The 24,869-nt window shown below is 48.0% G+C and carries 26 protein-coding genes and 2 tRNA genes; 15 read left to right on the forward strand and 13 right to left on the reverse strand.

Going from position 1 to position 24,869, the window contains the following annotated elements:
• Positions 1-612 precede the first annotated feature (612 nt).
• Together AKL11_RS13180 and AKL11_RS13185 are read left to right on the forward strand one after the other, a co-directional pair.
• A complete protein-coding gene (locus AKL11_RS13180; RefSeq protein ID WP_067518138.1) occupies positions 613-1,311 on the forward strand; it encodes a DUF433 domain-containing protein in 699 nt (232 codons plus the stop codon).
• Positions 1,295-1,705: a PIN-like domain-containing protein gene (locus tag AKL11_RS13185; RefSeq protein WP_067518140.1), complete on the forward strand. Its 411-nt coding sequence runs from the start codon at positions 1,295-1,297 to the stop codon at positions 1,703-1,705. The genes AKL11_RS13180 and AKL11_RS13185 overlap by 17 nt, the downstream gene beginning before the upstream one ends.
• Before the next feature lie 3 nt (positions 1,706-1,708).
• Here the strand turns inward: AKL11_RS13185 and AKL11_RS13190 are convergent, their stop codons facing one another.
• From AKL11_RS13190 to AKL11_RS13205, 4 genes are read right to left on the reverse strand one after another with little or no spacing between them, the layout of a single operon-like run.
• Entirely contained in the window at positions 1,709-2,410 is a 702-nt protein-coding gene (locus AKL11_RS13190) for a M48 family metallopeptidase (RefSeq protein ID WP_067518142.1), read from the reverse strand.
• A gap of 30 nt (positions 2,411-2,440) precedes the next feature.
• Positions 2,441-5,785 (reverse strand): type I restriction endonuclease subunit R, encoded by a 3,345-nt coding sequence (locus AKL11_RS13195; RefSeq protein WP_067518144.1) that lies wholly within the window; start codon positions 5,783-5,785, stop codon positions 2,441-2,443.
• A gap of 1 nt (position 5,786) precedes the next feature.
• On the reverse strand, positions 5,787-7,100 hold the full coding sequence (locus AKL11_RS13200; protein WP_067518147.1) for a restriction endonuclease subunit S: 1,314 nt from the start codon (positions 7,098-7,100) through the stop codon (positions 5,787-5,789).
• Entirely contained in the window at positions 7,100-8,725 is a 1,626-nt protein-coding gene (locus tag AKL11_RS13205; RefSeq protein ID WP_067518148.1) for a type I restriction-modification system subunit M, read from the reverse strand. The genes AKL11_RS13200 and AKL11_RS13205 overlap by 1 nt, the downstream gene beginning before the upstream one ends.
• Before the next feature lie 215 nt (positions 8,726-8,940).
• On the opposite strand from AKL11_RS13205, the gene AKL11_RS13210 reads away from it, so the two are divergent.
• The 10 genes from AKL11_RS13210 (at position 8,941) to AKL11_RS13245 (ending at position 13,704) form a co-directional block, all read left to right on the forward strand.
• A complete protein-coding gene (locus tag AKL11_RS13210) occupies positions 8,941-9,291 on the forward strand; it encodes a hypothetical protein (protein ID WP_157673555.1) in 351 nt (116 codons plus the stop codon).
• A 29-nt stretch (positions 9,292-9,320) separates the two neighbouring features.
• Positions 9,321-9,938 (forward strand): DUF6387 family protein, encoded by a 618-nt coding sequence (locus tag AKL11_RS13215; RefSeq protein ID WP_157673556.1) that lies wholly within the window; start codon positions 9,321-9,323, stop codon positions 9,936-9,938.
• A 174-nt stretch (positions 9,939-10,112) separates the two neighbouring features.
• Positions 10,113-10,289: a helix-turn-helix transcriptional regulator gene (locus AKL11_RS25185; RefSeq protein ID WP_157673557.1), complete on the forward strand. Its 177-nt coding sequence runs from the start codon at positions 10,113-10,115 to the stop codon at positions 10,287-10,289.
• Positions 10,290-10,322: 33 nt separating this feature from the next.
• Positions 10,323-10,574, forward strand: coding sequence for a hypothetical protein (locus tag AKL11_RS24610; protein WP_095210365.1), 252 nt, complete (start codon positions 10,323-10,325; stop codon positions 10,572-10,574).
• Between the two features lie 22 nt (positions 10,575-10,596).
• Positions 10,597-10,776: a hypothetical protein gene (locus tag AKL11_RS25190; RefSeq protein ID WP_157673558.1), complete on the forward strand. Its 180-nt coding sequence runs from the start codon at positions 10,597-10,599 to the stop codon at positions 10,774-10,776.
• 59 nt (positions 10,777-10,835) lie between these two features.
• Positions 10,836-11,240, forward strand: coding sequence for a hypothetical protein (locus tag AKL11_RS13225; RefSeq protein ID WP_157673559.1), 405 nt, complete (start codon positions 10,836-10,838; stop codon positions 11,238-11,240).
• A 73-nt stretch (positions 11,241-11,313) separates the two neighbouring features.
• A complete protein-coding gene (locus tag AKL11_RS13230; protein ID WP_067518158.1) occupies positions 11,314-11,643 on the forward strand; it encodes a BRO family protein in 330 nt (109 codons plus the stop codon).
• A gap of 206 nt (positions 11,644-11,849) precedes the next feature.
• A complete protein-coding gene (locus AKL11_RS13235) occupies positions 11,850-12,074 on the forward strand; it encodes a DUF4224 domain-containing protein (protein ID WP_067518160.1) in 225 nt (74 codons plus the stop codon).
• 12 nt (positions 12,075-12,086) lie between these two features.
• The gene (locus AKL11_RS13240) at positions 12,087-12,584 is read left to right on the forward strand and encodes a hypothetical protein (protein WP_067518163.1); all 498 of its coding nucleotides are present in this window, start codon (positions 12,087-12,089) and stop codon (positions 12,582-12,584) included.
• 64 nt (positions 12,585-12,648) lie between these two features.
• Complete coding sequence (locus AKL11_RS13245; protein ID WP_067518165.1) at positions 12,649-13,704, forward strand: tyrosine-type recombinase/integrase; 1,056 nt, start codon at positions 12,649-12,651, stop codon at positions 13,702-13,704.
• Between the two features lie 105 nt (positions 13,705-13,809).
• Here the strand turns inward: AKL11_RS13245 and AKL11_RS13250 are convergent, their stop codons facing one another.
• From AKL11_RS13250 to AKL11_RS13270, 5 genes are all read right to left on the reverse strand, one after another.
• A complete protein-coding gene (locus tag AKL11_RS13250; protein WP_157673406.1) occupies positions 13,810-14,646 on the reverse strand; it encodes an IS630 family transposase in 837 nt (278 codons plus the stop codon).
• Between the two features lie 530 nt (positions 14,647-15,176).
• Positions 15,177-15,267: transfer RNA gene (locus tag AKL11_RS13255), tRNA-Ser, on the reverse strand.
• Positions 15,268-15,313: 46 nt separating this feature from the next.
• Positions 15,314-15,404 (reverse strand) — tRNA-Ser (locus AKL11_RS13260).
• A gap of 139 nt (positions 15,405-15,543) precedes the next feature.
• Positions 15,544-16,359, reverse strand: coding sequence for an SDR family oxidoreductase (locus AKL11_RS13265; protein WP_067518167.1), 816 nt, complete (start codon positions 16,357-16,359; stop codon positions 15,544-15,546).
• A 68-nt stretch (positions 16,360-16,427) separates the two neighbouring features.
• Positions 16,428-17,258 carry a (Fe-S)-binding protein gene (locus AKL11_RS13270; RefSeq protein WP_067518169.1) on the reverse strand — a complete coding sequence of 277 codons (831 nt, stop codon included), beginning with the start codon at positions 17,256-17,258 and terminating at the stop codon, positions 16,428-16,430.
• A 1-nt stretch (position 17,259) separates the two neighbouring features.
• Here AKL11_RS13270 and AKL11_RS25965 point away from each other — a divergent pair, with 1 nt between their 5' ends.
• Positions 17,260-17,502, forward strand: a complete 243-nt coding sequence (locus tag AKL11_RS25965; protein WP_095210384.1) for a hypothetical protein — start codon at positions 17,260-17,262, stop codon at positions 17,500-17,502.
• Between the two features lie 17 nt (positions 17,503-17,519).
• Entirely contained in the window at positions 17,520-18,461 is a 942-nt protein-coding gene (locus AKL11_RS13280; protein ID WP_245673411.1) for an ISAzo13 family transposase, read from the forward strand.
• Between the two features lie 10 nt (positions 18,462-18,471).
• Here the strand turns inward: AKL11_RS13280 and AKL11_RS13285 are convergent, their stop codons facing one another.
• Positions 18,472-20,592 carry an FAD-binding and (Fe-S)-binding domain-containing protein gene (locus tag AKL11_RS13285; RefSeq protein WP_095210386.1) on the reverse strand — a complete coding sequence of 707 codons (2,121 nt, stop codon included), beginning with the start codon at positions 20,590-20,592 and terminating at the stop codon, positions 18,472-18,474.
• Positions 20,593-20,703: 111 nt separating this feature from the next.
• Here AKL11_RS13285 and AKL11_RS13290 point away from each other — a divergent pair, with 111 nt between their 5' ends.
• Positions 20,704-21,444 (forward strand): 3-hydroxybutyrate dehydrogenase, encoded by a 741-nt coding sequence (locus AKL11_RS13290; protein WP_067518174.1) that lies wholly within the window; start codon positions 20,704-20,706, stop codon positions 21,442-21,444.
• Positions 21,445-21,477: 33 nt separating this feature from the next.
• Here AKL11_RS13290 and AKL11_RS13295 read toward each other — a convergent pair whose 3' ends face one another.
• From AKL11_RS13295 to AKL11_RS13305, 3 genes are all read right to left on the reverse strand, one after another.
• Positions 21,478-22,860, reverse strand: a complete 1,383-nt coding sequence (locus AKL11_RS13295; RefSeq protein WP_067518176.1) for a TRAP transporter large permease — start codon at positions 22,858-22,860, stop codon at positions 21,478-21,480.
• On the reverse strand, positions 22,850-23,392 hold the full coding sequence (locus tag AKL11_RS13300; RefSeq protein WP_067518179.1) for a TRAP transporter small permease subunit: 543 nt from the start codon (positions 23,390-23,392) through the stop codon (positions 22,850-22,852). Before AKL11_RS13300 ends, AKL11_RS13295 begins: the two co-directional genes overlap by 11 nt.
• A gap of 65 nt (positions 23,393-23,457) precedes the next feature.
• A complete protein-coding gene (locus tag AKL11_RS13305; protein WP_216636529.1) occupies positions 23,458-24,525 on the reverse strand; it encodes a TRAP transporter substrate-binding protein in 1,068 nt (355 codons plus the stop codon).
• Between the last annotated feature and the right edge of the window lie 344 nt (positions 24,526-24,869).

Consider the following 24,869-nt stretch of genomic DNA (forward strand, 5'->3'; position numbering starts at 1 on the left):
AGCACTCGTCTTTTGACTTCCAACCAGGCTGTATCTGCGGTGTAGCCTGAAGCAGCTCCTCCACCTGCTGGAGCGATTTGATGAGCCGTGTGTCCATTATGATTTTCATCCAGTAATTTTGGACGAAAGATCAGAAATCACAGGCTCATTTCATTTTGGAAACAAGGGCTCCGTTCAGGCTCATTTCATATTGGAAGAGACTTTCAGGCTCATTTCATATTGGAAGAGACTAGACTGAGTCCCCCTCGGGCATTCCTGTCATACTACTATTTGATACCCCCACACCTGCTTCAGTCTATCAACGGCATATTTGAGGACGCCTTACTTAACCCTTAGACTAAATGCAGATCTAAATTCTACACAGTGAAATGCACCTCCTTATAAACGGTTAAAGCAACTTCACCATAAGATCATGTAACGGTTTCGAAACCGTTAAGAAACCCTTTGCCCTTGATGAAATCAACATCATCTAACCCTTTCAAAACAGTTAATAGGCCTACTCTGTGGAGCATCATGGTTCATGGAAAAATAATCAGGCCGATTGACTTGTTATTCCAGCCGTGCTGATGTTTACTTACGAACCACACAAACATAGATTCAGGGGGGTATACAATGTCATCACTCATTGGTGTTGGTCTGTACAGCATCCCTGAAGCTTCTGCCATCACCGGGATACCCACCCGAAAGATTCGTCGCTGGCTCTTCGGCTATGAGTCTGGCAATAAAGTAAAACAGCCTCCGCTCTGGCACTCCGACGTTGCAACTACGCTGGAAGAAACCATCAGCTTTCAGGATCTTCTGGAAATCCGTTTTGTTCATGCCTTTCGGGATTATGGTGTGCCACTGCCTGCTATTCGGGTCGCTGCAGAACACGCAAGAGAGTTTTTTCACCAGCCTTACCCGTTTACCTGCAAACGCTTTCAAACCGATGGGCAGAGTATTTTTGCCACGGTAGAAGAAGAAACCGGTGATGAAGGGCTGGTTGATCTTGTAAAAAAACAGAATGTCTTTAAGAAAATCATCAAACCCTCACTGTACAGCGGTATTGAGTACGATCAGGGTGACAATAACGCCCTTCGATGGTTCCCCGTAAAGAACAGCAGGAAAGTCGTTCTCGATCCAAACCGCTCATTTGGTAAGCCGATTGTTACCGATAATGGAATCAGAACAGAGACCCTGTATCAGAGTTGGCTGGCAGAAGAACAAGATCACAAAATGGTCGCGGCGTTGTACGACGTTGACGTTGCCGCAGTAAACTCCGCCATTCTCTTTGAGCAAAGGATTGCCACGGTTAATGAAGTTCATCCTTGATCATAACCTGCCACCAGCACTTGCCCACGCGATGCACGAACTGTCCACCATCAAGCAGGGCGTTGAAGTGTATGCCCTTCGAGACAAGTTTCCCGCAGATACACTGGATACCGACTGGATTAATGCATTGGCCTCTGAAAAAGGGTGGGTGATTGTTTCTCAGGATCGCTTCAAAAAGGGGGATGAAGAAAAAGAAGCCCTTCGTCGCAGTGGTCTTACCGTATTTTTTCTGCACAAGCAGTGGGCGAAGAAAAAGTATTGGGATAAAGCTCAAAATCTGGTGCGCTGGTGGCCAGCCATTATTGATCAGGCAGAGCGCATGAGAGGTGGGTCAGCCTTCCGGGTTTGCTGGACTCACGGTGCAGTTGCCAGGTTTGAGCAAATCACCTTATAAACATCACACCTCCACCCCCAGCCGTTCAATCTCCCCATGGCATCGCTGCCAGTCCGGATAGTGTCGCTCCACCAACTTCCAGAACGCCTTATTATGGCTCTTCTCCACCGTATGGCACAGCTCATGGACGATCACATAATCCAGCACCGAAGGCGCCAGTTCCATGCAGCGTGGGTGAAACTCCAGCACATTCTCTTCACTGCAACTGGCCCAACGCCCCTTAAACCGATGCAATCCTGAAGACAAAGCCTGCAACCCGGTCTGCCGTTGCCAGTGGCGAATCCGGGGCATCAGTTTCTCTTTGGCTTTTTCCCGAAAGAAAACATCCAGTGCCGCTTTCAACAGTGACCGTGAAAGATAATTTCCCTCCGTAGACTGAATATAAAACCGGCTATTGCGAAAACGAATCACCGGCTTGCTGAGTTCCAGAGCTGACTGCACTTCGCAGTACCAGGTTTTCCCCCGATAAAGCAGGCGACTACCGGTCACAAACTGATCTTTCAGAGGCCGGTTCACCTCAGCCATTCGCTCCTTAATCCAACGGGCGCGCTGACGAATCAGTGCCCGCTGCTCACTGTCGTTAATACGCTTGCCCCGCAACAGCACCGGCTGCCCCCGCTCCACCGTGATGTAGTGCTGCTTCAGCGTCGGCTCTTCCCGGAAAACCCATTCAATGGTCGTCGTCCCATAATCAAACACCGGCATTGACACAAACCCTATGCAGTTATTCACCATTCAGTTATTGAGCAATATGTGTAGCAGCTCGGCGGAATGTTGTCTGGCAATGGTCACATCCCAACCGGCCAGAGCCTTCATCTTTTTGCGGATCAACGCCTGCAACGGCTTGTGAATCTCTTTCTTCTCTTTCCATACCGGGCTGGCGATGGTCTCGCTGATTTCCGTTTCCGCAAACAGCGCCCTGGTCCAGACTGTCGCGGTATCGCCATCTTCCCCCAACTGGCTCTGAAGATAATCGAAAACCGCCACTTCCGCCGGAGTCTGGAAGCCAGCCTGCTGACCGCCCGATGCCTTTTCCCGCACCCGCTGGCAAAACAACTCCAGTTGCAGCAAAAACTCAGCCTGCTCGATGCGATTGGCTTTTTCATCCTGCAGCAGTTTTTCCAGCTCTTGCTCCAACTGACCAAAGAACCCGGGGTTCTTCCGCCGACCAACAGCGATGGTGTGTTTAATCTGATTTTTCATTATCAGGGCCTGACTGCCCACACTTTTCAGCTTTCGTAACCGTTCCATATCACCGGTATCCAGAATGGACACCTCCCGCCCAACCAGGCTGCGCACGGCATCCGCTTCGATATACTCATCCAGCAATTTCTGCAGCAGTGCCGATTCCAACTGGCTCAGCGGCCCTTGATAGGTTTCATCAGGCAGTGCCATACGCACTACGTCTTTTATCGCCACCAGCACCTGAAAGAACGGCTTGTAGCGGGTGCCCCGTTCATCGGGCAGCACCCTATCCAAGCGGGCATTAAACTCTCGAAATGCCGCCAGAAAATCATCCACCACATCCAGTCGTATATCCGGGTCTAAAAACTGTTCAGCCTCTGTCTTATAAAGCTCCGATTGCGTCATCAGATCGCATTTTTTAGGCAGCAGATCCAGCACTTTCTGCAATGCGGCTTCCAACTTGGGCAGTTCGCTGTTGATGTCCGTCCAAATCTGCTCCGGCCGCACATCACCGCTGAAAATCTTCAGGGCTTCATCCAGATACTCAACCACGCCGTGGTAATCCACGATGTACCCGGCATTTTTGCCTTTGCGGGTACGGTTCACCCGGGCAATGGCCTGCAGCAAGGTGTGCTCCTTCAGGGGTTTGTCCAGATACAACGTGCTGACGATTGGCGCATCCCAGCCAGTGAGCAGCATATCGGAGACAATCAGCAGGCCAATATTATTGAACTTGATGCCCTTGCCGTCCGGCGCATCGGTATCATTCTGTCGTTCATCTCCGTAGGGCTTTTTGAACAGCGTATTCACCAGCGCAGGAATCTCATCCGTGGGCACAGCCACCGGTTCCACTCCGGCTTTCTGTTCGGCACGCACCCGCTCTTCGATGGATTGCAGGGGCTTATCCAGTTTATAAACGGCGGCGGCTTCCTGAACCTGATCAGCTCCGGTGCGGCTTTCGGTAATGCCACCCAACGAAATCACTACCCGGCTCTCAAACGTCTCTTCGCCGGCTTGTGCCCGCTCTGCCATCATACGATCAAGGGTGTCTTTGTAGCGCACAGCCATCTCACGGCCATTACACACCAGCAGACCTTTAAAGCCTCTGGATTTAACCGACGACAAAAAGTGCTCAATCAGGTGTTTGGTATTTTCATCAATTCGATTCTCCGCCGTCCGTCGCTTTTTCAGCAGCATCTGTTTCAATTTGGCCTGTCGGGCATTTTCTTCCTGACCAAACAGATCGTCAAAAGCATCATCCAGTTTGTCGCTGACGTTGAGCGCCGTCATCCCTTCCTGGTATTTGATGGGCAGCGTAGCACCGTCCGCCACGGCTTCGTCCAGCCGGTAGGTGTCGATGTAATCGCCGGAGCCAAACTCGCTCAGGGTGTCCTTATCCTTTTTGGAAATCGGGGTGCCGGTAAAGGCGACAAACTTGGCATTGGGCAAACTGGCGCGCATAAACGCCGCCAGAAAACCGTACTGACTGCGGTGGGCTTCATCCACCAGCACATAGAAATTGGGTTTGGTGGAGAGCACCAGAAAATCCACCGCTTCCCGTTGGGTTTCCAGCCAATTGGCTTTGAGGGGTTCACCCGTGGCATCCCGTTTACCAAAGTGGGTATTGACCTCTTCACAGATAAAGTACTGACCACCTTCCTGCACACGACGAATGCGACTGCGATGGTCGGCACTCTCCTCTTCAGGGTCGTTCTGAGCGGCTTTGATGGGTCGGCCATCGCGCTCCTGAAACTTCTGCACCGTGGTGGTAAAAATGCTGCCGTAATCATTGCCCAGCATCTGTTGCAAACCAGCAACAGACGGTGCCTTGATGGGATGCAGCCCCACATTGGTAAAGGTGTTGAATATCTGCCGATCCAGATCGTTGCGATCCGTCAGCACCAGAATGCTGGGGTTATTCAGCCCCACACACTCCGCCCGCAGGTAACGGGCTAAATACGCCATGGTCAGGGATTTACCACTGCCCTGGGTGTGCCAGACGACACCGCCCTTATTCTCAACAGTAAGCTTTGCAAGCGTTTTGCGAACCGAGCGCCACTGCTGATAGCGGGGCAACTTTTTGATCACCCGCCCATCTTCCCGCTCAAACAACACAAACTGACAGGCCAGCTCCACAAAACGACGGGGTTCAAACAGTGCCCAGAGCAGACGATCCTGTTCCGTAGGCTCCTTACCCCGCAACTTACGTACTGTGCGTTCTTCGTCGTCTTCCAGACGATAACGGAAATAGAAGGGTTCCGGCGTATAAATCGCCCCGTATCGAGCCTGCTGCCGGTTGATGGCCACACACACCTGATTAAACACAAAATGGCGGGGATGGCTGTTCTGATACGTGAGAAGCTGATTGATGCCTTTGCTCAGTTTAACGTGGCTGGCCTTGCACTCGATCACCGCCAGAGGCAGCCCGTTAATAAACAACAGCAGATCTGGCCGGAACTCATCACCGTCGCTGTTGGTGCCCACAAACTGATCCACCACATGAAACTGGTTGTCCAGAGGATTGGCCTGATCGAAAAAGCGCACGCTGTGGGCACGACCACGGGCATCTTTCAGTTGAATATCGCTGCCATGAATCACCGACTCCCAACACTGCTGGTTCGCCTCCAGCAGATTCTCCTGCCAGAACCGGCGCAACTCCCGCATCACAGTGCCCGTTGCACCATTGATGCCCGCCATCCAGGGATTAAACCGCAGCAACTGTTCCGCTAGCACCGTTTCCAGAATGGGCGACATATGTCGGTGGGTCTGTTGCTGACCAACTACCTTACCACTGAGGTGGGTGTAGCCCAGTTGCACCAACCATTCAATGGCTGGCTTTTCTACGCCTTCCAGCTCCGGGTTACCGGGTTTCTGGCAATGGGAATCGCTGTCCATATCACACGTCCTGTGGGTCTGGTTTCACACGGATCTGGCCGGTAAGCAGTTTTTGCATCAGGCCTTTTTTGAGTTGTTGGGTTTGGGATTTTTGGGATTGTAGGTGTCTTAGCTTTCGATCCACCGTCAGAAGCACCTGTGCTATTTCATCTTGTTCATTCATGTCAACAGGATGGGCTATCGTAAATTTTTTGAAATATGGCAAGCCAATCGTTTTAATGGTTGAACCAATAGCTATCCGCTCAAACTCTGGTTTAAAGAGCTGTAATAAATAATACAGATACCAGTTATTAAGCTTACCCTTTGGCGCACAGCTCCATGCAATAAAGTGCTGACTTACCGCCATATCTTCACCCATGACTGCGCTTTTACCAATACCTGCATCTCTCGATAAAACCACAGTGCCTTCTGGGTGCAACACAGCGGATGATTTTGCTATACCAAGCGCTGAAATCTCTTTGTCAGTAGTTTTAATTAGGCCGTTATCCAATCGAGATGAATCAGCAAGAGAAACCCACTTGATGCCACCATCCCAATAGTCAGGTCGCTGCTTATCTGGCGTGTGACCACTGCCACGATTTGTAAGATCATCAAGTTTGCTGATAGCCCATCCCTTCGGAATTCGCCCCAGTTCCGTATCCTGAAACTCGGTATGCGGCTGCCATTGACCATCGGCATCCTGTGTGCCGACACCTTGGGAAAACAGCTTTTGCATCAGCCCTTTTTTCAAGGTTTTGGTGGTGGTGATCTGCTGGTCGATCAGAGCCAGCTTGCTGTCTACAGACGACAGAATACGGGCGATTTTTTTTTGTTCGGGGAGAGGAGGTACTGGACAAGAAATATATCTAATCTCACCCAAGTTGATTTTCATTGGAGTGGCGTTCAATAGCGAACGGCTTAAAATATCTTTCTTAAACCATTCTGAACATGAGTACTGTTGTAAGAACTCTGGGGTTATTGACGATTTAGTTCTAAGTAGCGCCAGACTCACATAGATGCTTGCATTTACATCCCAGTCAATCAGTCGAGTCATCCCTACTGATCCGATGCGAGTCATAAGTATATCGCCTTTTTCTGGTCGCACACGTCTACACATCAGTTCATGAGCATCTTCAGAGACGTATTTTGTACGGCTAAAATTTCCAGAGGTTACGTTTTCAACACTATAAAATGGAACGCCCTTTTCTACATAAGTTGGTGTGAAATGTGTACCGTCCATTACATGACTACATAACTCAGATAGGGTTTTACACTCCCAATCTTCAGGAATAATGCCAATAGAGCTTTCTTTATACCTTTCTATTTCTACCTCCATCACACCATCTCCACATCACCGGAAATAAGCACCAAGCCCAACTCTGCCAAGTACCCATCAAGCTCCGCATCCACCTCAGCCAACTGCCCACCAATCACCGCCAGTTCAGATAGCACCGCCGGAATATCCACTTCAGGCTCCGCTTCCGAGGTATCAATATATCGGGCAATGTTCAGGTTATAATCGTTCACCGAAATCTCATCCATAGCAACCAGACGACAATATTTGTCTTCCTCAACACTGTTATGGAAAGCGGCATTGTGCGCCTCATGGATATGCTCAATATCCTTTTCCCGCAGGGAGTTCTGGTTTTTGCCTTCGGCGTATTCACGGCTGCCATCGATAAAGATCACCTTATCTTTCAGGCTGGCGGGCTTCTGCTTATTAAGAATCAGCACGCAGGCAGGAATACCGGTGTTGTAGAACAGTGCCTCTGGCAAGCCGATCACCGCTTCGATGCGATCACCGGGCAGTTCGCTGGAACCTTTCAGCAAGCCGGTGCGAATCTTACCCTCTTCCCCGCCCCGGAACAGCACACCGTGGGGCAGCACCACCGCCATACGGCCATCGTCTTTCAAACTGGCCAGCATATGCTGCACAAAGGCCAGATCGGCATAACCTCTTGGGGGAATGCCGTAACCAAATCGACCGTGGCTGTCGTAGACCTCTTTTTTGTAGTTGGGCGGAATCTCTTTCTCTTCACCGTTTTTACCCACCTTCGTTTTCAGGTTGGTTTCTAACGGCGTCCACCACTGTTTGGCAGAAAACGGCGGGTTGGCAATAACCCGATCAAATACACGAACGGAGCCGCCTTCCAGATGCAGCGGTTCCACCAGCGTATTGCCCCGGCGCAGGTCGGCGCTCATGTTGTGCAGGTATAAATTCAGCTTACCAATAGCCCAGGTGCTCAGGTTGCGTTCCTGACCACAAAGCACCACGTTCGGGCGCCCCATAATCTTACCGTTGGGCAGTTCAGCCACATGGTGAGCACTCTCCACCAGCATACCGCCACTGCCGAAGGTGGGGTCATACACGGTATGGCCGGGCTGCGGGTCCAGCAAACGCACTAACAGTTGCACCACCGGTTTCGGGGTATAGAATTCACCGCCCTTTTTACCGGCATCGTCGGCAAACTGTTTGATCAGGTATTCGTAGGCGTCCCCCAGCATATCCGCCTTATAAAGGCTCTGGTTGCCAAGGTTGTAGCGGTTGAAGTGGCGCAACAGCCGCGCCAGCAGTTCATCCCCCAGTTTGTTTTTGTCACCAAACTGAATTGCCGTCAGCACTCCTTCCAGATAGCTGTTGCGGGCTTCGATATCGCCAAAGGCTTCATCGATCACTTCGCCAATATTTTCGGTACGCTGGACGATGTAATCCCACCGGGCATCGGGGGGCACAAAGTAATCACCATCCTCTTTCTCGATCTCCATGGCTTCTGCACGACTGCAGTCTTCTTCTTCCATGATGACAGCGATGCGTTCTTCAAACACATCATTCAACCGCTTCAGGAAGATCAGGCCAAAAATGTAGTTTTTGAAATCGGAGCTGTCGATGGAGCCGCGCATGATGTTGGCGGATTCCCATAACCAGCTTTCCAAAGTTTCGAGGGTTAGTTTTTGTGACATCGAGGTAACCGTTTGCGGGGCAGGTAGCGGGCTGGTGGTGCCGTGATACTGTGTGTGCCCGTGGAAATAATATTGTGGGTTAGGTTACCGGAAAGGGGGAGTGAGGGGTATACGGGCAAAGCATTTTATATCAGATTTGAGCAATAGACGTATTGATCGTGGCTATTGATATCTGACATTAGTCAGTGCAGCTATTTCACGTCGAGTATGGAAACATGGAAAACAAAAATAAAGAAATACAGTCTTTTGATGAACTGAAAGAGTTCGCTAGCTGGTTCGATCCTGAAAATTATAATTTTGGAACAGAGCCATCGCTTATTACGTTGGCGGATGAACTTCTAAGTCGCCTGAATATACATAACCAAGAAGATATATCAGCAAAAAGCGCTTGTTTTTACGCGAATCTAATTATAAATAAACTACTCCGGCACAAGCCCTTAAAGGTCACAATGTGCGGCTCCAAGTCAACAGATGAAGATATCAATAGTCATCAGTCAGAATACCTAAGATTTTCTGCTTCAAAGATCTCATTAATAGTAGGAATGTTAAGTATCCGGCAGCCCTAACAAGTTCACATTTATCCAACGATGAAGGCATGGCGATAAGTCAAACACCTTCAATACCAGCCGATTTTGGCTTTGTTAGGAGGAATTTGCAGAAAAAAGTTGACCCAAATCCACCGCTCAGATTTATGGATAATGCTACGGTGAAACCATTAACCTTGTTTGATATTTCAGAACTACTAGGAAAAGCAATAAATGATGACGTGGATCTTTCAGAACTTCAGAACTTTCGTTTTGATGATGTGAATACAACCAACCCAAGCGTACTTTATTGCACCATTGACCTAAGCCAAGATGAAAAAGTCTTAATGGAAGACTTTCTATTAAACATAAGGTTCGGTAAAAAGTTACGCGGCATTAGCAGCAAGCCGACGAAACCAGTTCGGCCATCCAATATTGATAAATTAATCCGCTGGCGCATTCTTGCATACATCGATTTTACTCTCTGGCAAGCGATTGCAGGAGTCACTGTAAATAGCCATTTAACTTCGGTTTTTTTATACCCAAATCATGAATTCAGTTCACAGGATGTAGATACAAAAATCGAATCCCTGGCAAAAGCGGCAATGACTGAAGAGTTTATTTCAAACCTGAGAGCCCAAGGCATGAAGCAGTACCGTGAGTCCGAAGAGTTTTCAAAATACCTTTAGAAGCACAAGCCGTAAAGCGCATATAAAAAAGTCAAGAATAAAATAAATTATTTTTCCTAATTTATTTTATATTTTTTTATTCTGGATGGAATTTTTTACTTTTTTTCCTTCTTTAAGTCGTTTTTTGTATAGGCTTAAGATGTCCTGACCTTCAACGAAAAGGCAGGATGCTTAATGACAAGTCACCCCTCTCCACCAACCTTCCTTAGAAAAGGAAAGGTGGTGGACATTACCGGCCTATCACCTTCCACCCTGGAAAGGCTGATCCGGCAGGGACTCTGTCCCAAACCCACCTATTTACATGAAAAATCACGCATTCCTTTATGGCTGGATGATGTCGTTTACCAGTGAATGCGCGATGTAGCTGGTCAGGAGTAAACGACCATGGCTTTTAACCGTCAAAAAAGCAAAAACCGACGGGAGGGTGGCAACTTTTTCAGTATTCCCTACGCCGTGATTGAAAGCCCCAACTTTCAAAAATTATCGGGCAGCGCAGCAAAACTGCTGGTGCAAATGGGGAGTCAGATTCGGTTCCAGAAAGGAGGAACAAAAAACAACGGTGACCTTTGTGTGAGCTGGTCAGTGATGAAACAGCAGTTGGCGTTCCAAGGATACCCAGCAAAGAGCCAGAGATGAGTTACTGCATTACGGTTTTATCGTGCAAACCCGAATGGGGCTGGCGATGGGTCGGGGCAAACCTCATCTCTATGCACTGACATTCCTGGCCATTGATGAGTGCGGCGGCAAGCTGGATGTCGCTGCTACACGGGTAGCGTCGGGTAAGTGGAAGGAAGAACAACCACTCTATCGAACAATAATACAAAGCAGTAAACCATAAATTTCAGCCTTCCTGAAACAAGGATGAAACTGAACAGCGCCTTCGGGCAAGGAACAGATATGACGAGATTTATTCATCTGGAACATGAAGACTTTGGGATTGTCACGTTTATTGTGACTCTCAGTAGATCCTCTGAAAGCGTGTATATCGGGGCAGCCAACCTTATGGCTAATTTGGACTACGTAGACCCAGCCCGGACACTGGCCATCCATTGCCATAGCACCCTCCGGTTCTCAGGTGCCGATGGCGTTGTCACCGGTATTTCCGGACGGGATGTTAAACGACTGATCTATTTTTCCCACAACGCAAAAGCCCAGTTACTGAGAGCGTGGCTGTTTGATTATGCCGTACCCCATGCGGCGCTCGTCGCCCACCGGATGAGCTCTAAAACTATCACTATGCCTGAAAAAGGAGCAGGCACTCTGCATTCAATCTGTGCGGGCGTTAAACAAACCGCCCGGTAAAGCAACCCTGAAATAACCTGTTCGGTCAGTTGCCGCTGACTGAACCATTAACAGCTTCAAGGATGGAAACAGTATGACGGTATTTGTAAATGTTGAAAACCCAGCCTACGGGACATTCCGCCTAGCCGTAATGTCGCTTCAGACCGGAGAAGTCTATTACGAAGCAAAACCCATCATCAAAGCCCTCGGCTACCCGGATGCAGAGAAAGTGTTTGAACAGCTATGCAGTAGTGGCATTCACCTGCAGGTAAACGACGAATACATTTCAGTCATTCCTGACAGTGACGTACGACGATTGGTCAGCCATTCATCGGAATCGGATGCGAGACACTTTAGCCAGTGGTTGTTAAAGGACGCTCGGAGGTCTGCGTTGAACCAGATGCGAAAATTGAATCGATTTTGATCAAGACAATCCCGAAATTCGGGCAAGTATGGGTTGAAAACAGGTCTCTATTTGATGGTATTTCGAACCTTTGGATGATTAGAGACCAAAATCAGGGCTCTATTCTGCCACTTTTGCCCCACCCACAAGACCGGATATCGGGGAACTTCTTAGATCTACCACAGGGTGTATAACGGCTAGGTCTTAATGACCAGGGAGCATTCACGATGAATGACAGTTTACTGCTAACAGAACAGGAAATTGAGGACATTACCGGTTACCAGAAAGCCAAATGCCAGCTCAGGGCACTGAAGACCATGAAAATTCGTGCAAAACAGAATGCCCGGGGAAGTGTCGTGGTGTCCCGTCGGCATGCAGAACAAGTACTGATGGGTAACGATGCCCAGAGTGCTGTGACAGCCGCTCCAAATTTAGACTGGATGAAGCATTAAGGAAGATCGCTTATGAAAATCATCGGAAAGATCAAACCCACCATCTGGCATGACAATATGCTGCGCAAAGTCAGCCAGAATGGTCGCTATCTCGCGCTGTACCTGCTGAGCTGCCCCCATGGCAACTCGCTGGGCGTTTTCCTACTGCCATACGACTATGCGCTGGCAGACCTGCAGTGGAACAGCAATGCATTGGCAGCAGCCATGGATGAACTTAAGGGAGCCGGATTCCTGGATTACAGTCGGGATCATACCTGGATCAGCATTCTGAATTTTCAGCAAATTGATCCGGCCGCCAACGGCAAACAGTTGACCGGCCGCATCCGTCTTCTGGAAAAGCTACCACCGCTGGGATTGAGCATAGAAGGGGCTATTCGACATTTGAAGTTGCAAGTTCACCCCTATTTCACCAACCAAAAAGGGTATATAGACCGTATCGATACGGCATATATACGGTATACCGGAGAAAACCACAGGGAGGAAATTGCACAACTAACCGGGCATGACTGACTAACCGTGCTATTAAATTTAAGGCCGGAAGTGCTTTCCGGCATTTTCTATAAGGATTGTATGTATGACGAAATTAAAAAAACTGTGTAAGCGGGTTTATTGGTACCGAAATAAGTGGCAGTTCCGTCCGGCTGCTCATCACAAGTCAGCCTTACAAAAAATGGGGCTACCTACCGGTTGGGTGTCATTGAGCAATAATGATGAACAGGCTCTGAAAGCATTAACCGACCTGCTAGATCGAATTGATCAACATTCTGGCTTGATGACGGGCATGAAAAAACTGTTCGATCGGTATGAACAAGAAGTCACGCCCGCTTTAGGCGCCCGAACACAGCTAGATAAGAAAGGGCACCTGAAGCGGCTGCGCAAAAGTTTTGGACATATGGAGCCAGAGCAGATAACGACCGCTATGGTGCAAGCTTACGTGGATCGGCGGGGCAAGAGCAGTAAGCATCAGGCAAACCAGGAGGCCGGTACGTTGAGCAAGGCACTAAAATATGCCCGAGTCTGGGGAATGATGGATAAAGAAAACCCAGTGAATGGTATCATTCGGCATAAAATCAAAGCGAGAGACCGGCTCCCAACCATTGAAGAAATTGAAATTTTCAAAAAACACGCATCACCCTTTATCGCTGCTTACACCGATCTGAAGCTACATCTAGGCCTTCGTCAATCAGATATCTTAAACCTCAATATGAAGAAGCATTTCTTCGACGATGGAATACGGATTCGAACCGGAAAGACCGGCAAGGGCCTGTTATTTCCATGGACAGACGCACTGCGCTCCATTGTTGCAACGATTCGATCCTTCAATGAGGTTGAAAGCGATTACCTTATGTGCAGCCCAGATGGGCAGGCACTCAATAAAAACACCTTCAGTGATCGCTGGCAAGGGAGTATGAAGAAAGCAATAACAGCGAAAGAGGTGCCCCTTTCAGAGAGTTTTAATGAACACGATATTCGTGCCACTCATGCCACGATGTTGGGTGAAAAATTCGGCGCTGATTCCGCCTGTACCAATCTGGGGCACGATACGATGAAGACAACACAGATGTATTTACGCAGTAGAAATTTCGAACGGACAACCCCATTTGCAGAGGTACTAAACGACAATGGATAAGATATTTCGGAAAATGATCAAAAAAGGTCTGGTTTCACAGCACGATTGTTCTGTCGGCCGCTATAACCGCTTCTATAAACCAAAACTCACTTGAAACCATCGGTTTTATTTTGGTTTTGGCTTAACCGGTTTTCTGAGCACCTCTTCCTCCTCGTCAAGAGACGTCTTGGTATGGAGTCTGTCGGCTAACTCGACTGGTTTTTGGTTAATCTGCACGCAGAAGGCTTTGACATTCTTCACCAGTTCATCTTGGGTGCTATGACAATAATGATAAGTTACCTCCTCTCTCAACCAACGCCAAAGAGCCTCAACTGGCATAAAATCAGGACTGTACGGAGGTAGCCAGACTAGCTCTATTTTTAGATTTTTTGCAGCCTCGCAGACGTCAAATGACCGATGATAGGACGCACCATCCCAAATAACAGTAATTTGTCGTTCAAGATTCTCCTGTCGAATACGCTCCAGAACATTCACAGTATGTTGTGAATTGCCTTTGGGGTATGGCCAAATCCTAACCTGGCCCTCGTTGTAGTAATAAATCCCGTAAAACGTGACTTTGGATAGCCCTGGAGAGCAAGAAGACACAAAGAGTCTACCGCCTTTAGCTGACCACCCACTACCGATATCCGTATCCTGATGAATGTGCGCTTCGTCAATATAAACGATCAGTTTTTCTTGCCTGGTTGCCTGCTGAAGTAACGGCTCAAGCTGCTTCAGATAGTCTGCTCTTTTTTCAGGATCGGCACGATTCAGGAGCTTCTTCGCCTTTTTCCAGGAGATATTATTCCTTTTCAAAACACGGCGAATAGTTTCCCGGGAGCAAGTAAAGTTCCATTTCACCTTGCACCAGTTTACTAACCTTTTAAGAGTCCAGCGAGGGAGTGACGACTTTTCAGCATTTGCAGCGGCTTCAGCCGAACGGTGGATGGCTTGAGTGATGATTGAGGTAACGGTTAGACAAAAGGGGGGTGCCCGCCTGTACGCTTATACTGGAGAGCTTTTGGGCCGAATTCATTATAAGCTTTGATCCATTTCCACAAGGTGTGTGTTGCGCGTTTGGTGCTGAAGGCCACCTGTGAAGCGGATTGCTCACAACAGACTTGATAAAGGGCCATAAAGCGTTCGCGCGTCCTATGGTGAGGTTCTGATAATCCAGATTGATAGAGGCATTCTGGGGATTGATTCCATTTATCGTGTAGGACTTTAAGCATGAATCGAATAGTTATGGCAAAAAATGATCTGTAATTATACGTCTTGAATCGTTTTTCGTTTCATGCTTTGGATCAATTTATCTGCTCATTTAGAACCGTATGTTTCAAATGAGTTTTGGTTTAGCAACGAAAAAAAGAAGCTAATTGAGCAATTGTTCCAGATCAAAGTTTCACAAGTGTGAAATTTTCGACCGTTTCACAGTGCATTTTAAATGCCGGAGATCAGAAAATAATGATTTGTCAAAACGAAGATTTTAGATATGGCGGAGGGACAGGGATTCGAACCCTGGGTAGGCTATTAACCTACGCTGGTTTTCAAGACCAGTGCTTTCAACCGCTCAGCCATCCCTCCAAGGATGATCTTTCTGCCGCAGATGGCATCAGAAACTATGCTGAAATGGCGGAGGGACAGGGATTCGAACCCTGGGTGGGCTATTAACCCACGCCGGTTTTCAAGACCGGTGCTTTCAACCGCTCAGCCATCCCTCCGCGACGAGGCAAATACTACCTGAAAACAGAATTCTGTCAACGCCTTGATCGTTGAAGGCACTCACAAAGGCACCTTCTTTACGGCCATTACCGTCAGACATACCATCAACCCGGATGCAGTACCGTAGTTTTACATAAATCACCGCTTAGCAAAGCGGGGAGCCAGCTTCACCATCTGCTGTAGAAACCAGTTAAATGTTCTTGGCATCAAGCGCGCCTGAATGTACGTCAACTTACCCATAATGCCCGGTACAATCATATACTGCTTGCGTCTGATGCCCTTCATGGCTGCCCGGGTCACGGTACTTACTGGTATTGTCCCACCAATGTCTTTGATAAAGCGGGTTTCCGGTAACACATGATCCCGCTCTGCGGCTACCATTGGGGTATCCACTTCTGGCGGGCAAAGCACTGACACCGCAATACCGTGACCGTGCAACTCCTGTCGTAAAGCGCCAGCCATACCCAGCACCGCAAACTTGGACGCACTATAGGCACTGTAACCATAGGTTGACACTGTGCTGGCCAGCGAACCGACAAAGCAGACATGACCAGACTTCTGTGAAACCATCTCCGGTAGAAATGCTTTGGCAACCGCTCTGCTGCCAAGAACATTTGTATTCAGAATACGCTCAAAATCTTCATCGCTCTGATCCAGAAATCGTATGCTTTGCAGAATTCCGGCACTGAGGATTAACAAATCAGGCATGATAACTTCTTGCTGAATAGCGTCAACACAGCCTTGCAACTGTACTTTATTCGCAACATCAACGGAGAAGGTGAGTATTTTTTGCTGCTCATTCAGCGCCAACTGACGACACTGATCTTTTGCTGTACTGAGTTTTTCTGTGTTTCGAGCCAGCAAAATAATGTTGCAACCTTTTGCAGCATAAGCTTTTGCCAGATCAAGACCTATACCACTGGAGCCACCACTGACCAGAACAGTTCGAAACATTATTATCCCCTGCATTTTTGTTGTTGTGGGTGAAAGTCTATCAGCGCACAACTTGAGGGTCACTGAGTTCAGTTAGTCATTGTGCAGCGGTCTAAAAGATAAGCGACAGAGTGATAAGAAATGCCACTGTGATGGCTTAATCCAATCTCACAGGTTCTGTTGGTGGAAACACCTTCCCGGCAATTCTCTGGAACCTGTTTTTTCAGCGATCCCAGTGCCGATTCATTCAACTCTGGCACTGTAAACCCTTTGTCGCCGGCAAAACCACAGCAGGTGATATCTTCAGGAATAAGCATATTTTTGGTACAAAAACTGACGATTTTTTTCAGGTTTTCTACGCCATTCCCCTCAAGCGTTTGTAAACTGCAGGGGATATGTACCATGACCGGTTCATTGATCGGGTTAATGGTCAACTTCTCCAATACATGGTGGGCGACAAACTCCACCAGATCATAAACATCAAACTCATTACCTTCTGATTCTCTCTGTTGAGCCGTGCAACTGCTGGTATCGGAAATCACTGGCCAACGCCCATTATCAGAAGCCACCATTAATGCCTGATGTAATTGACCGCCTTTTGCTTGGGCAATATCCGGATAACCTTTCGATTGAAACGGTTGTCCGCAGCAGAGATTGTTTAATACATCAGGAATAATGACCTGATAACCCGCTTTTTTCAGTAATCGCTGAACAACGTCTGCCAGAGGTTCCTGTTCAAAATCTCCGTGTGCAGGTGCCAAGTTCCGACTGGCACAACTGGGGAAATAAACGACTTTGGGGCTGTTTACATCTTGAAGCGTTTCAGTATTGGTGACTAAGGAATAGTCCCCAATTAACTTCCCTATTTTCAAGAGATCAGGAATCGTCGATAATTGCTCCGCATGAGTGCAGGAGGTCATCTTGGGCAGTTATTCGACGACAGTAGAGGTTCAAATGGTTCGGTTTTATCAGTCACTCAACGAGAGGGATCGTCGTCGCTATGCTGCGATTGAAGCGATAAAGCTTGGGCATGGTGGCATCGAATTCATTTCTCAGTTACTGGCTTGTGACCCGAAAACGATTCGTCGAGGTATCGCTGAGCTGGAATCAGAACATCTGAACGCTGATCATCAGCGAAAAAAAGGGGCGGACGCACACCGCTGATTGAGAAAAGTCCCCAGCTGACTGAAAACTTTCTCACCATACTCCGTAACCATACTGCTGGGGACCCGATGCGGCACGACGTAAAATGGACGAACCTGTCTCGTCGGCAGATTGCTCGCAAGCTCTCCGATTTGGGAACTCCAGCCAATAAGAATATCGTTTCTCGACTGCTTCATGATCATGGTTACCGACGACGCAAGCCGCAAAAAAAGCGAACAATGGGGCAGCACGCCGATCGCAACGCCCAGTTTGAAAATATTGCCAGACTGAAACAAGAATACTTGGATGCCGGATGTCCAGTGATAAGCATCGACACGAAAAAGAAAGAACTGCTGGGTAAATTCTATCGTGATGGCGTGACTGATGCGATAGAGCCAACTATCGTGAATGATCATGATTTCCCCAGCAGTAGTGACGGAAAAGTCACCCCTCACGGCATCTATGATGTGCGGAAAAACGAAGCATCAGTACACCTGAATACCAGTTGCGATACTAGTGAGTTTGCTTGCGAAAGCATCGAATTGTGGTGGCGAGAACAAGGTCAAGTGGACTATAACAATGTTGGCGACCTGCTGATGTTGTGTGATGGAGGTGGCAGTAACAGTGCTTCGTCGTATCTTTTCAAAGAGGATTTGCAGGCACTTTCAAACAGGCTGAACTTGAGAATTCGTATCGCTCATTACCCGTCGTATTGTTCGAAATACAACCCTATTGAGCATCGCGTATTCCCGCATATCACCCGTGCCTGCAAAGGTGTTCCTCTGGAATCCGTTGAGATGGCAAAGCACTACATAGAAAAAACAGAAACGACCAAAGGGCTGAAAGTGGTTGTAAGAATTATCGACAAAGTGTTCGAAACCGGGCGTAAATATGCCACTGACTTCAAAAAGAACATGGCCATTCAGTTCGATAAATTCTTGCCAAAATGGAACTATGTCGCCATGCCCTGTACCTGCTGAAATCGGGAAGTTATTCAGGGACTATTCCTAAGGATTCGAGACTGGCCGCCTTTGGCATCGCATCCATCCACAGAGGCGTTCGATTTCCTGTCACCTTTCTCAGCCCTTGGGAAATGCTAACCATCGAATCCGAGCCAATCAGAGCTTGCGTTATATCCGAAGCAATCAAACCTGCCCGAACGGCTGTTTGCGTGCCATCAAAATGATCTGCACACCATTTCGCCACCATTTCAGAACTGCCCGCTTGCTCCGCTCGCAATTTCAACGTCAGTTCTCCGGTATTGATATCCACCGGACAATACTGGCTGCATAAACCACAGGCTGCGCAGGTATCAATCCCCTGCCAGCTGTATTCTTTCTCTAGCTCATTCAGCCGAGCTTGATCATGTGTTGTTGAACCTTCACGACGTAACCTGCTGATTTCCCGCCACAGGACAATCCGTTTTCGCGGCGTCAGTGTTAAATCTTTTGAAGGACAGGCCGGTTCACAAAATCCGCATTCAATGCATTTATCAATCAGATCGTCTGCTACCGGCATTGGTTTGAGGTTGGAGATATGCACTTCAGGGTCGTCGTTCAGAATCACTCCGGGGTTCAGTAGATTATGTTCATCAAACAGGTGCTTTATTTGCTTCATTATCTTAAAAGCATCACTCCCCCACTCCAACTCAACATAGGGAGCCATATTGCGACCTGTGCCGTGCTCAGCCTTCAATGAACCACCAAATTCCACAGCGACGAGCTGAGCAACATCGTCCATAAACTGCTGATAACGGCGCACTTCCTCGTTGGATTCAAACGACTGGGTAAAGACAAAATGGAGATTACCTTCCAAAGCATGACCAAAAATTAAGGCTTCTGAGTACCGATATTTTTTAAATAATGCCTGAAGTTTCAGCACACCTTCCGTCAACAGATTTATAGGAAAAGCAACGTCTTCGATAATGACCGTGGTGCCTTTCTCCCTGACTGCACCCACCGCCGGAAACAACCCTTTCCTTATCGCCCAGAGCGCTTCATATTCGGACTGAATACGGGTGAAATCCACTTGCTCCAGCACTGTAAAGTGGATTAATAGCTGATGAATGTCTTTTATTTGATGACTCAGCGCCTGATCGTGATCCGCTTGTGTTTCCACCAGCAAGGCGCAGGTTGAATCTGGGAGATCATCATTAATGAAGTGTGGTAGCCCGGGTTTACCAATACCCGATTTCATTCCACGAAAATCAATCAGTTCAACCGAAGAGACCGGCGCATGACTCAGTACGGTCACTGCCCTGCAGCAAGTTGCAACATCTGGAAACACAAAAAAGGCAGACGCTTTATGGTGATAATCAGGCACCGTGTTGTAGGTGACCGATGAGATAAACCCCAGAGTGCCTTCAGAACCCACCATCAAGTGCGCCAGAATATCAACAGGATCCTCAAAGTCCACCAGGGCATTAATGCTGTAACCTGTCGTGTTTTTTAGCCGGTACTTGTGCCGAATTTTATCGACCAATGCCTGATCAGATCGCACGCGTTCAGTGAGATTTTTTATGCTTTCCAGCAAGTGTTTATGGCTTGCTCTAAATGACTCAATACTGTCTGGCTTACCGGTATCCAGCAACGTACCATCTGCCATAATTATGCGAATACTGTCCATCGTGTGATAGGTATTCTGAGCAACACCGCAACACATACCACTGGCGTTGTTGGCAGCTATGCCGCCAATACGACACGTGTTTATGGATGCCGGGTCAGGGCCGATCTTTCGCCCCATTGGCGCAAGCGCCTTATTGGCTCGCGCACCAATCACCCCAGCCTGCAGTGTAATTTTTTCTCCGCCATTCATCAGTTCAAAATCCATCCAGCCTTTATTGCTAATCACCAACACTGAATCGGTAATTGCCTGACCAGAAAGACTGGTGCCAGCCGCTCGAAACGTCACTGGCACCTTATGTTTATGGGCTTCAGCCAATATGAGCTGAACTTCCCATTCCGATTCGGCCAGAACCACTAACGCAGGAACCAACCGATAGAATGAAGCATCGGTCCCAAACGTGAGCAGTTTTGCCGGGTCCGTCAAAAGCCGTATTGATGGGAAATGTTCAGTCAATGCCTGATAAAAACCGGATACTGGCTTATTCATTATCTTTCCTGATTTACTGTCTTTATCTTGTTTTTCAGCAATCACTCGGTTCAATATACTCATCTGAAAACAATAAAAAGTCTGGAACCAACAGACGTTACCGGAGTTACCATGAAAACAGCGTTAGTCACTGGCGGTGTCAGCGGCATTGGTCGATCCACCGCAGAAGCCCTGCGTGACAATGGATACCGTGTCATTGTCGCTGATCTAAATGAACCCGCATCCCCAATGGACGAGATTCAATTTATTCAAGCTGATCTGGCCAATACGGATGCCTGTCAGCATTTAATTAATACAGTCAATGAGCAGCATAATGGCATTGATATTCTGGTCAACAATGCTGGTTTTCAACACGTTTGCCCACTCGAAGACTTTCCACTGGAAACCTGGCAAACCATGCAGTCAGTGATGCTAACAGCGCCCTTTCTATTAACCCGCGGTGTTTGGCCCGCAATGAAAGCAAAAGGCTGGGGACGTATTATTAATATTGCTTCTATCCACGGTCTGGTTGCATCGTTGTTCAAATCTTCCTACATCACTGCAAAACATGGACTGATCGGCTTTACCAAAGCCAGTGCTCTGGAAGGTGGCGAGTTTGGTATTACCGCTAATGCTATCTGCCCGGGTTATGTCAGAACGCCATTGGTAGAGCGCCAGATTGCCGATCAATCCCGCCTGCTCAACCTGCCTGAAGACAGAGTCATTGCTGATGTGCTGTTAAAGAACGCAGCTGTTAAACGACTGCTCACGCCAGAAGATATAGCCGCTATGGTCATTTATTTGTGCAGCCCTGCCGCCGATTGCGTTACCGGTTCATCCTGGAGCATCGATCAAGGTTGGACAGCCCAGTAATCCAACCTTGATTTCAACCTTATTATTAATAACTTAATAGGCGACTGAGGGTAGCCAGGTAACCAGCTCTGGCCAGAAACCAACCACCAGCAACGCGAGTAGCTGCAGAACAATAAATGGCACCACCCCCTGATAGATCTGCTTTAAGGTCACTTCCGGGGGACATACGCCCTTTAGATAGAACAGCGCAAAACCCACCGGGGGTGTTAAAAACGAGGTCTGTAATGTCAACGCCACCAGTATGACAAACCACAGCAATTCCGGATTATCCAATGATCCAAAGTCGTTTATTCCCAGATCCATGACCCCGACAACCGGGGCTACCAGAGGAAGAATAATCAGGGTAATTTCAATCCAATCCAGAAAGAACCCCAGAAAAAAGACCATCAACAGAATCAGTGCAATCACACCGTAAGGCCCAAACGGCAGAGAGGCCAATGTAGACTCAATCAACTCATCACCACCAAGCTCTCTCAATACCAAAGCAAAAGCACTGGCACCAATAAAAATGGCAAAGATGTAAGCGGTGGTATTAAACGTCTGCTGAAGGGATTCCTGCAGTATCTTGAAATTGAAATTGCCGTTCTTGATCGTCAACAACATCGCACCAAGTGCGCCGATGCCGCTGGCTTCCGTCGGTGTTGCAATACCCACAAAAATAGAGCCAAGAACCATACCGATCAGCAGCAATGGCGGAAGAATGTTTTTAAACAACCCGGAAATTTCCTTCCAGCCAACGTTAGCAGCATCATCAGGCACTGGCATATGCTCTGGCTTGAGCATTCCTTTGCCAACGATATAAAGCACATAAAAGCAGGCCAGCAATAAACCGGGAAACACCGCCGCCATGAACAAATCGCCAACCGACAATGCCAATTGATCCGCCATGATCACCAGCATAATGCTGGGTGGAATCAAAATCCCTAAAGTACCTGCACTGGCGACAGTACCCAGCGCCGTTGGCATATGGTAGTTCTGCTGTTTCATGGCAGGCAGGGAGATCAATGCCAACAATACGACAGATGCCCCGATAATGCCGGTGGATGCGGCAAGGATAATGCCGATCAATGTCACGGTAATCGCCAGCCCGCCATGAACTCTCCCCAACAACCGCTGCATAGAGTTCATCAGTCGTTCGGCTAAACCTGATTTATCCAGCATGATGCCCATAAAAATAAACATAGGCAGAGCCACCAGAATCCAGTTGTCCATCATGTCGTACAAGCGGTTAACCAGAAGGCCGAGGGTCAGGAAATCCAACCCGGTCATGGTGTCGAAATACAGATCGGAATAATAACCAATGCCCGCGAAAGCAATAGCAGTACCGCCTAGCACCCAGGCCACGGGATATCCGGACATCAGCAGCAGAATAAAGCTGCCAAACATGGCCATTACCAGCATTGTATTAGCGTCCATGCTGAGAACCTCCCATCAGTACATCGAATTTTCTCAACAATGACGCCAGCATCGTGACCATCAGCAAGCCCGTGCTTAATGGCATCACCGCCTTGATCAACCAGCGCATGGGCAAGCCCGAAGGCGATGCGGATGATTCACCAATCCGCCAGGCGTCGTATACGAAGGGCAGACTGTGCCAGAAAATGGTCATTAAAAAGGGGAAAGCAAGTAGCAACAAACCGACAATTTCAATAATGGCTTTGGTTTTTTCATTGAAATGCTGATGGAAAATATCCACTCGAATATGAGCGTTCTGAATCTGGGCATAGGACAACCCGAATAAAATACCAATGGCGTATAAATGCCACTGCAACTCCTCCAAAGCGATAAGCCCGTTGGCAAAGCCCTTTCGAAGAATTAATTGAACAATAATGGCAGCGACCAGCATCAGATAGCACCAGCTGATTACTTTGCAGACGGCATTAACGGAGCTTTCAATTTTGGAGGACAGCATTGAGAGTACGCTGTCATTAGGCGTTACAGCATTCATGTTAAAGCCTCTTAATCAAAAACTGCACCAACCCTTACAGGCCGGTGCAGGAACTTCTCAGTGGATTATTGAGACTTACGAGGCAGGAATGCATAGCGTTCCCAGAGATCATAACCATTTCTGAACGCGCTCATGTCAGCCCATACTTTGTTAAAGAACGCATCGTCGTTTGAATATTCTGCAGCTACTTCTTTCCAAGATGCTTCGAAGGTATCCAGCATCTCCTGGCTCCAGTACATGTGCTTGACACCGGACTCTCTCATCGTCTTCATTTCTGCATGCTGGCTGGCTTCACCTTCAGCAATGGAATCAGCGACAGATGCCTTACATGTTGTTTCAACAATGGCCTGCTGCTGTTGATCCATCTTTGCCCAGGTGTTTTTATTAATCAGCAGTTCAAAGACGGTTGCCTGCTGATGCCAGCCAGGGAAGTAGTTATATTTTACAATCTTATGCAAACCAAGACGCTTATCGATGGCTGGCTGTGAATATTCAGCACCGTCAATCACACCCTTTTCAAGCGCACCGAAGATTTCGCCACCAGGCAGCTGAACAGTTCCAGCTCCCAGATTTTCCAGCACCGCAGCGCCAAGGCCAAAATAACGAAGGTTCAGCCCTTTCAGATCTTCTGGTTTGTTGATCGGTTTGGAGTACCAGCCTGACGTTTCTGGGCTAAGAATCGCACAGGGCAACACTTTTACGTTATAGCCATTGCTGTCGTACATTTCCTGATACAAGTCCAAACCATTACCGTAATACATCCAGGCCATGTATTCACCGGCTTCAGGCCCAAACGGTACTGAAGAGAATAAGGACGCGGCTTTCATTTTGCCTTTCCAATAGCCTGCGGTGGCATAACCGGAGTTCACTTTACCGGATGAAACGGCATCCAGAATCTGCAAGGGTGGCACCAGTTTGCCCGGCTCATAGATTTTCATTTTGAGACTGCCGCCACTGATCAGCTTTAACTGATCCGCCACTTTGACAATAGGAGAGCCCAGTGCCGGCAAGTTGGAACTGAATGCGATGGGTGTTTTTAACAGGACGTTATCGGCGCTGGCAGACAGCGAAGCAAACGAAAGAGCAATACCACCCATGGCGGACACAAGCGCTTTACGGATGAACATGTCCATTTCCTCAATTTATTATTGTTGTTATGTCAGGAAGCCAATCCGCTGGCTTCGCTAAAATTCATCATAAGCAGATTCATACGACGATGCAAAGTTGCTTATGTAACCGATCTTATACCCTGAAACACTTGTCACAATTTCTTAATGTTCGAAAGCTATAACAAGACACTACTGTCCGGTTAAGCATAAACCAGCTCCAGACTCCCCTGATTCCGGGGTAAATTGGCTTCAATTCTATCCGGCGGATCACTGAATAATTCCAACAAAGAGCACCGACGGGTCAGGTTAAGACTGATTCTTCGGGCTATTTGCTGTAACGACAACGTGCAGGGTGTTGTGGTCTGGGC

This window comes from Endozoicomonas ascidiicola, from assembly GCF_001646945.1.
GTDB lineage: Bacteria > Pseudomonadota > Gammaproteobacteria > Pseudomonadales > Endozoicomonadaceae > Endozoicomonas > Endozoicomonas ascidiicola.

Excerpts from the sequence above, each read along its gene's own strand:
- AKL11_RS13230 (WP_067518158.1), top strand. The coding sequence starts at position 11,314 with ATGACGGTATTTGTAAATGTTGAAAACCCAGCCTACGGGACATTCCGC.
- AKL11_RS13200 (WP_067518147.1), bottom strand. The coding sequence starts at position 7,100 with ATGGAGGTAGAAATAGAAAGGTATAAAGAAAGCTCTATTGGCATTATT.
- AKL11_RS13270 (WP_067518169.1), bottom strand. The coding sequence starts at position 17,258 with ATGACCTCCTGCACTCATGCGGAGCAATTATCGACGATTCCTGATCTC.
- AKL11_RS13245 (WP_067518165.1), top strand. The coding sequence starts at position 12,649 with ATGACGAAATTAAAAAAACTGTGTAAGCGGGTTTATTGGTACCGAAAT.
- AKL11_RS13290 (WP_067518174.1), top strand. The coding sequence starts at position 20,704 with ATGAAAACAGCGTTAGTCACTGGCGGTGTCAGCGGCATTGGTCGATCC.
- AKL11_RS13265 (WP_067518167.1), bottom strand. The coding sequence starts at position 16,359 with ATGTTTCGAACTGTTCTGGTCAGTGGTGGCTCCAGTGGTATAGGTCTT.
- AKL11_RS13190 (WP_067518142.1), bottom strand. The coding sequence starts at position 2,410 with ATGCCGGTGTTTGATTATGGGACGACGACCATTGAATGGGTTTTCCGG.
- AKL11_RS13195 (WP_067518144.1), bottom strand. The coding sequence starts at position 5,785 with ATGGACAGCGATTCCCATTGCCAGAAACCCGGTAACCCGGAGCTGGAA.
- AKL11_RS13205 (WP_067518148.1), bottom strand. The coding sequence starts at position 8,725 with ATGTCACAAAAACTAACCCTCGAAACTTTGGAAAGCTGGTTATGGGAA.
- AKL11_RS25185 (WP_157673557.1), top strand. The coding sequence starts at position 10,113 with ATGACAAGTCACCCCTCTCCACCAACCTTCCTTAGAAAAGGAAAGGTG.
- AKL11_RS13210 (WP_157673555.1), top strand. The coding sequence starts at position 8,941 with ATGGAAAACAAAAATAAAGAAATACAGTCTTTTGATGAACTGAAAGAG.
- AKL11_RS13240 (WP_067518163.1), top strand. The coding sequence starts at position 12,087 with ATGAAAATCATCGGAAAGATCAAACCCACCATCTGGCATGACAATATG.
- AKL11_RS13300 (WP_067518179.1), bottom strand. The coding sequence starts at position 23,392 with ATGAATGCTGTAACGCCTAATGACAGCGTACTCTCAATGCTGTCCTCC.
- AKL11_RS13285 (WP_095210386.1), bottom strand. The coding sequence starts at position 20,592 with ATGAATAAGCCAGTATCCGGTTTTTATCAGGCATTGACTGAACATTTC.
- AKL11_RS13295 (WP_067518176.1), bottom strand. The coding sequence starts at position 22,860 with ATGGACGCTAATACAATGCTGGTAATGGCCATGTTTGGCAGCTTTATT.
- AKL11_RS13215 (WP_157673556.1), top strand. The coding sequence starts at position 9,321 with ATGGCGATAAGTCAAACACCTTCAATACCAGCCGATTTTGGCTTTGTT.
- AKL11_RS13180 (WP_067518138.1), top strand. The coding sequence starts at position 613 with ATGTCATCACTCATTGGTGTTGGTCTGTACAGCATCCCTGAAGCTTCT.
- AKL11_RS24610 (WP_095210365.1), top strand. The coding sequence starts at position 10,323 with ATGGCTTTTAACCGTCAAAAAAGCAAAAACCGACGGGAGGGTGGCAAC.
- AKL11_RS13225 (WP_157673559.1), top strand. The coding sequence starts at position 10,836 with ATGACGAGATTTATTCATCTGGAACATGAAGACTTTGGGATTGTCACG.
- AKL11_RS13305 (WP_216636529.1), bottom strand. The coding sequence starts at position 24,525 with ATGGACATGTTCATCCGTAAAGCGCTTGTGTCCGCCATGGGTGGTATT.
- AKL11_RS13185 (WP_067518140.1), top strand. The coding sequence starts at position 1,295 with ATGAAGTTCATCCTTGATCATAACCTGCCACCAGCACTTGCCCACGCG.
- AKL11_RS13235 (WP_067518160.1), top strand. The coding sequence starts at position 11,850 with ATGAATGACAGTTTACTGCTAACAGAACAGGAAATTGAGGACATTACC.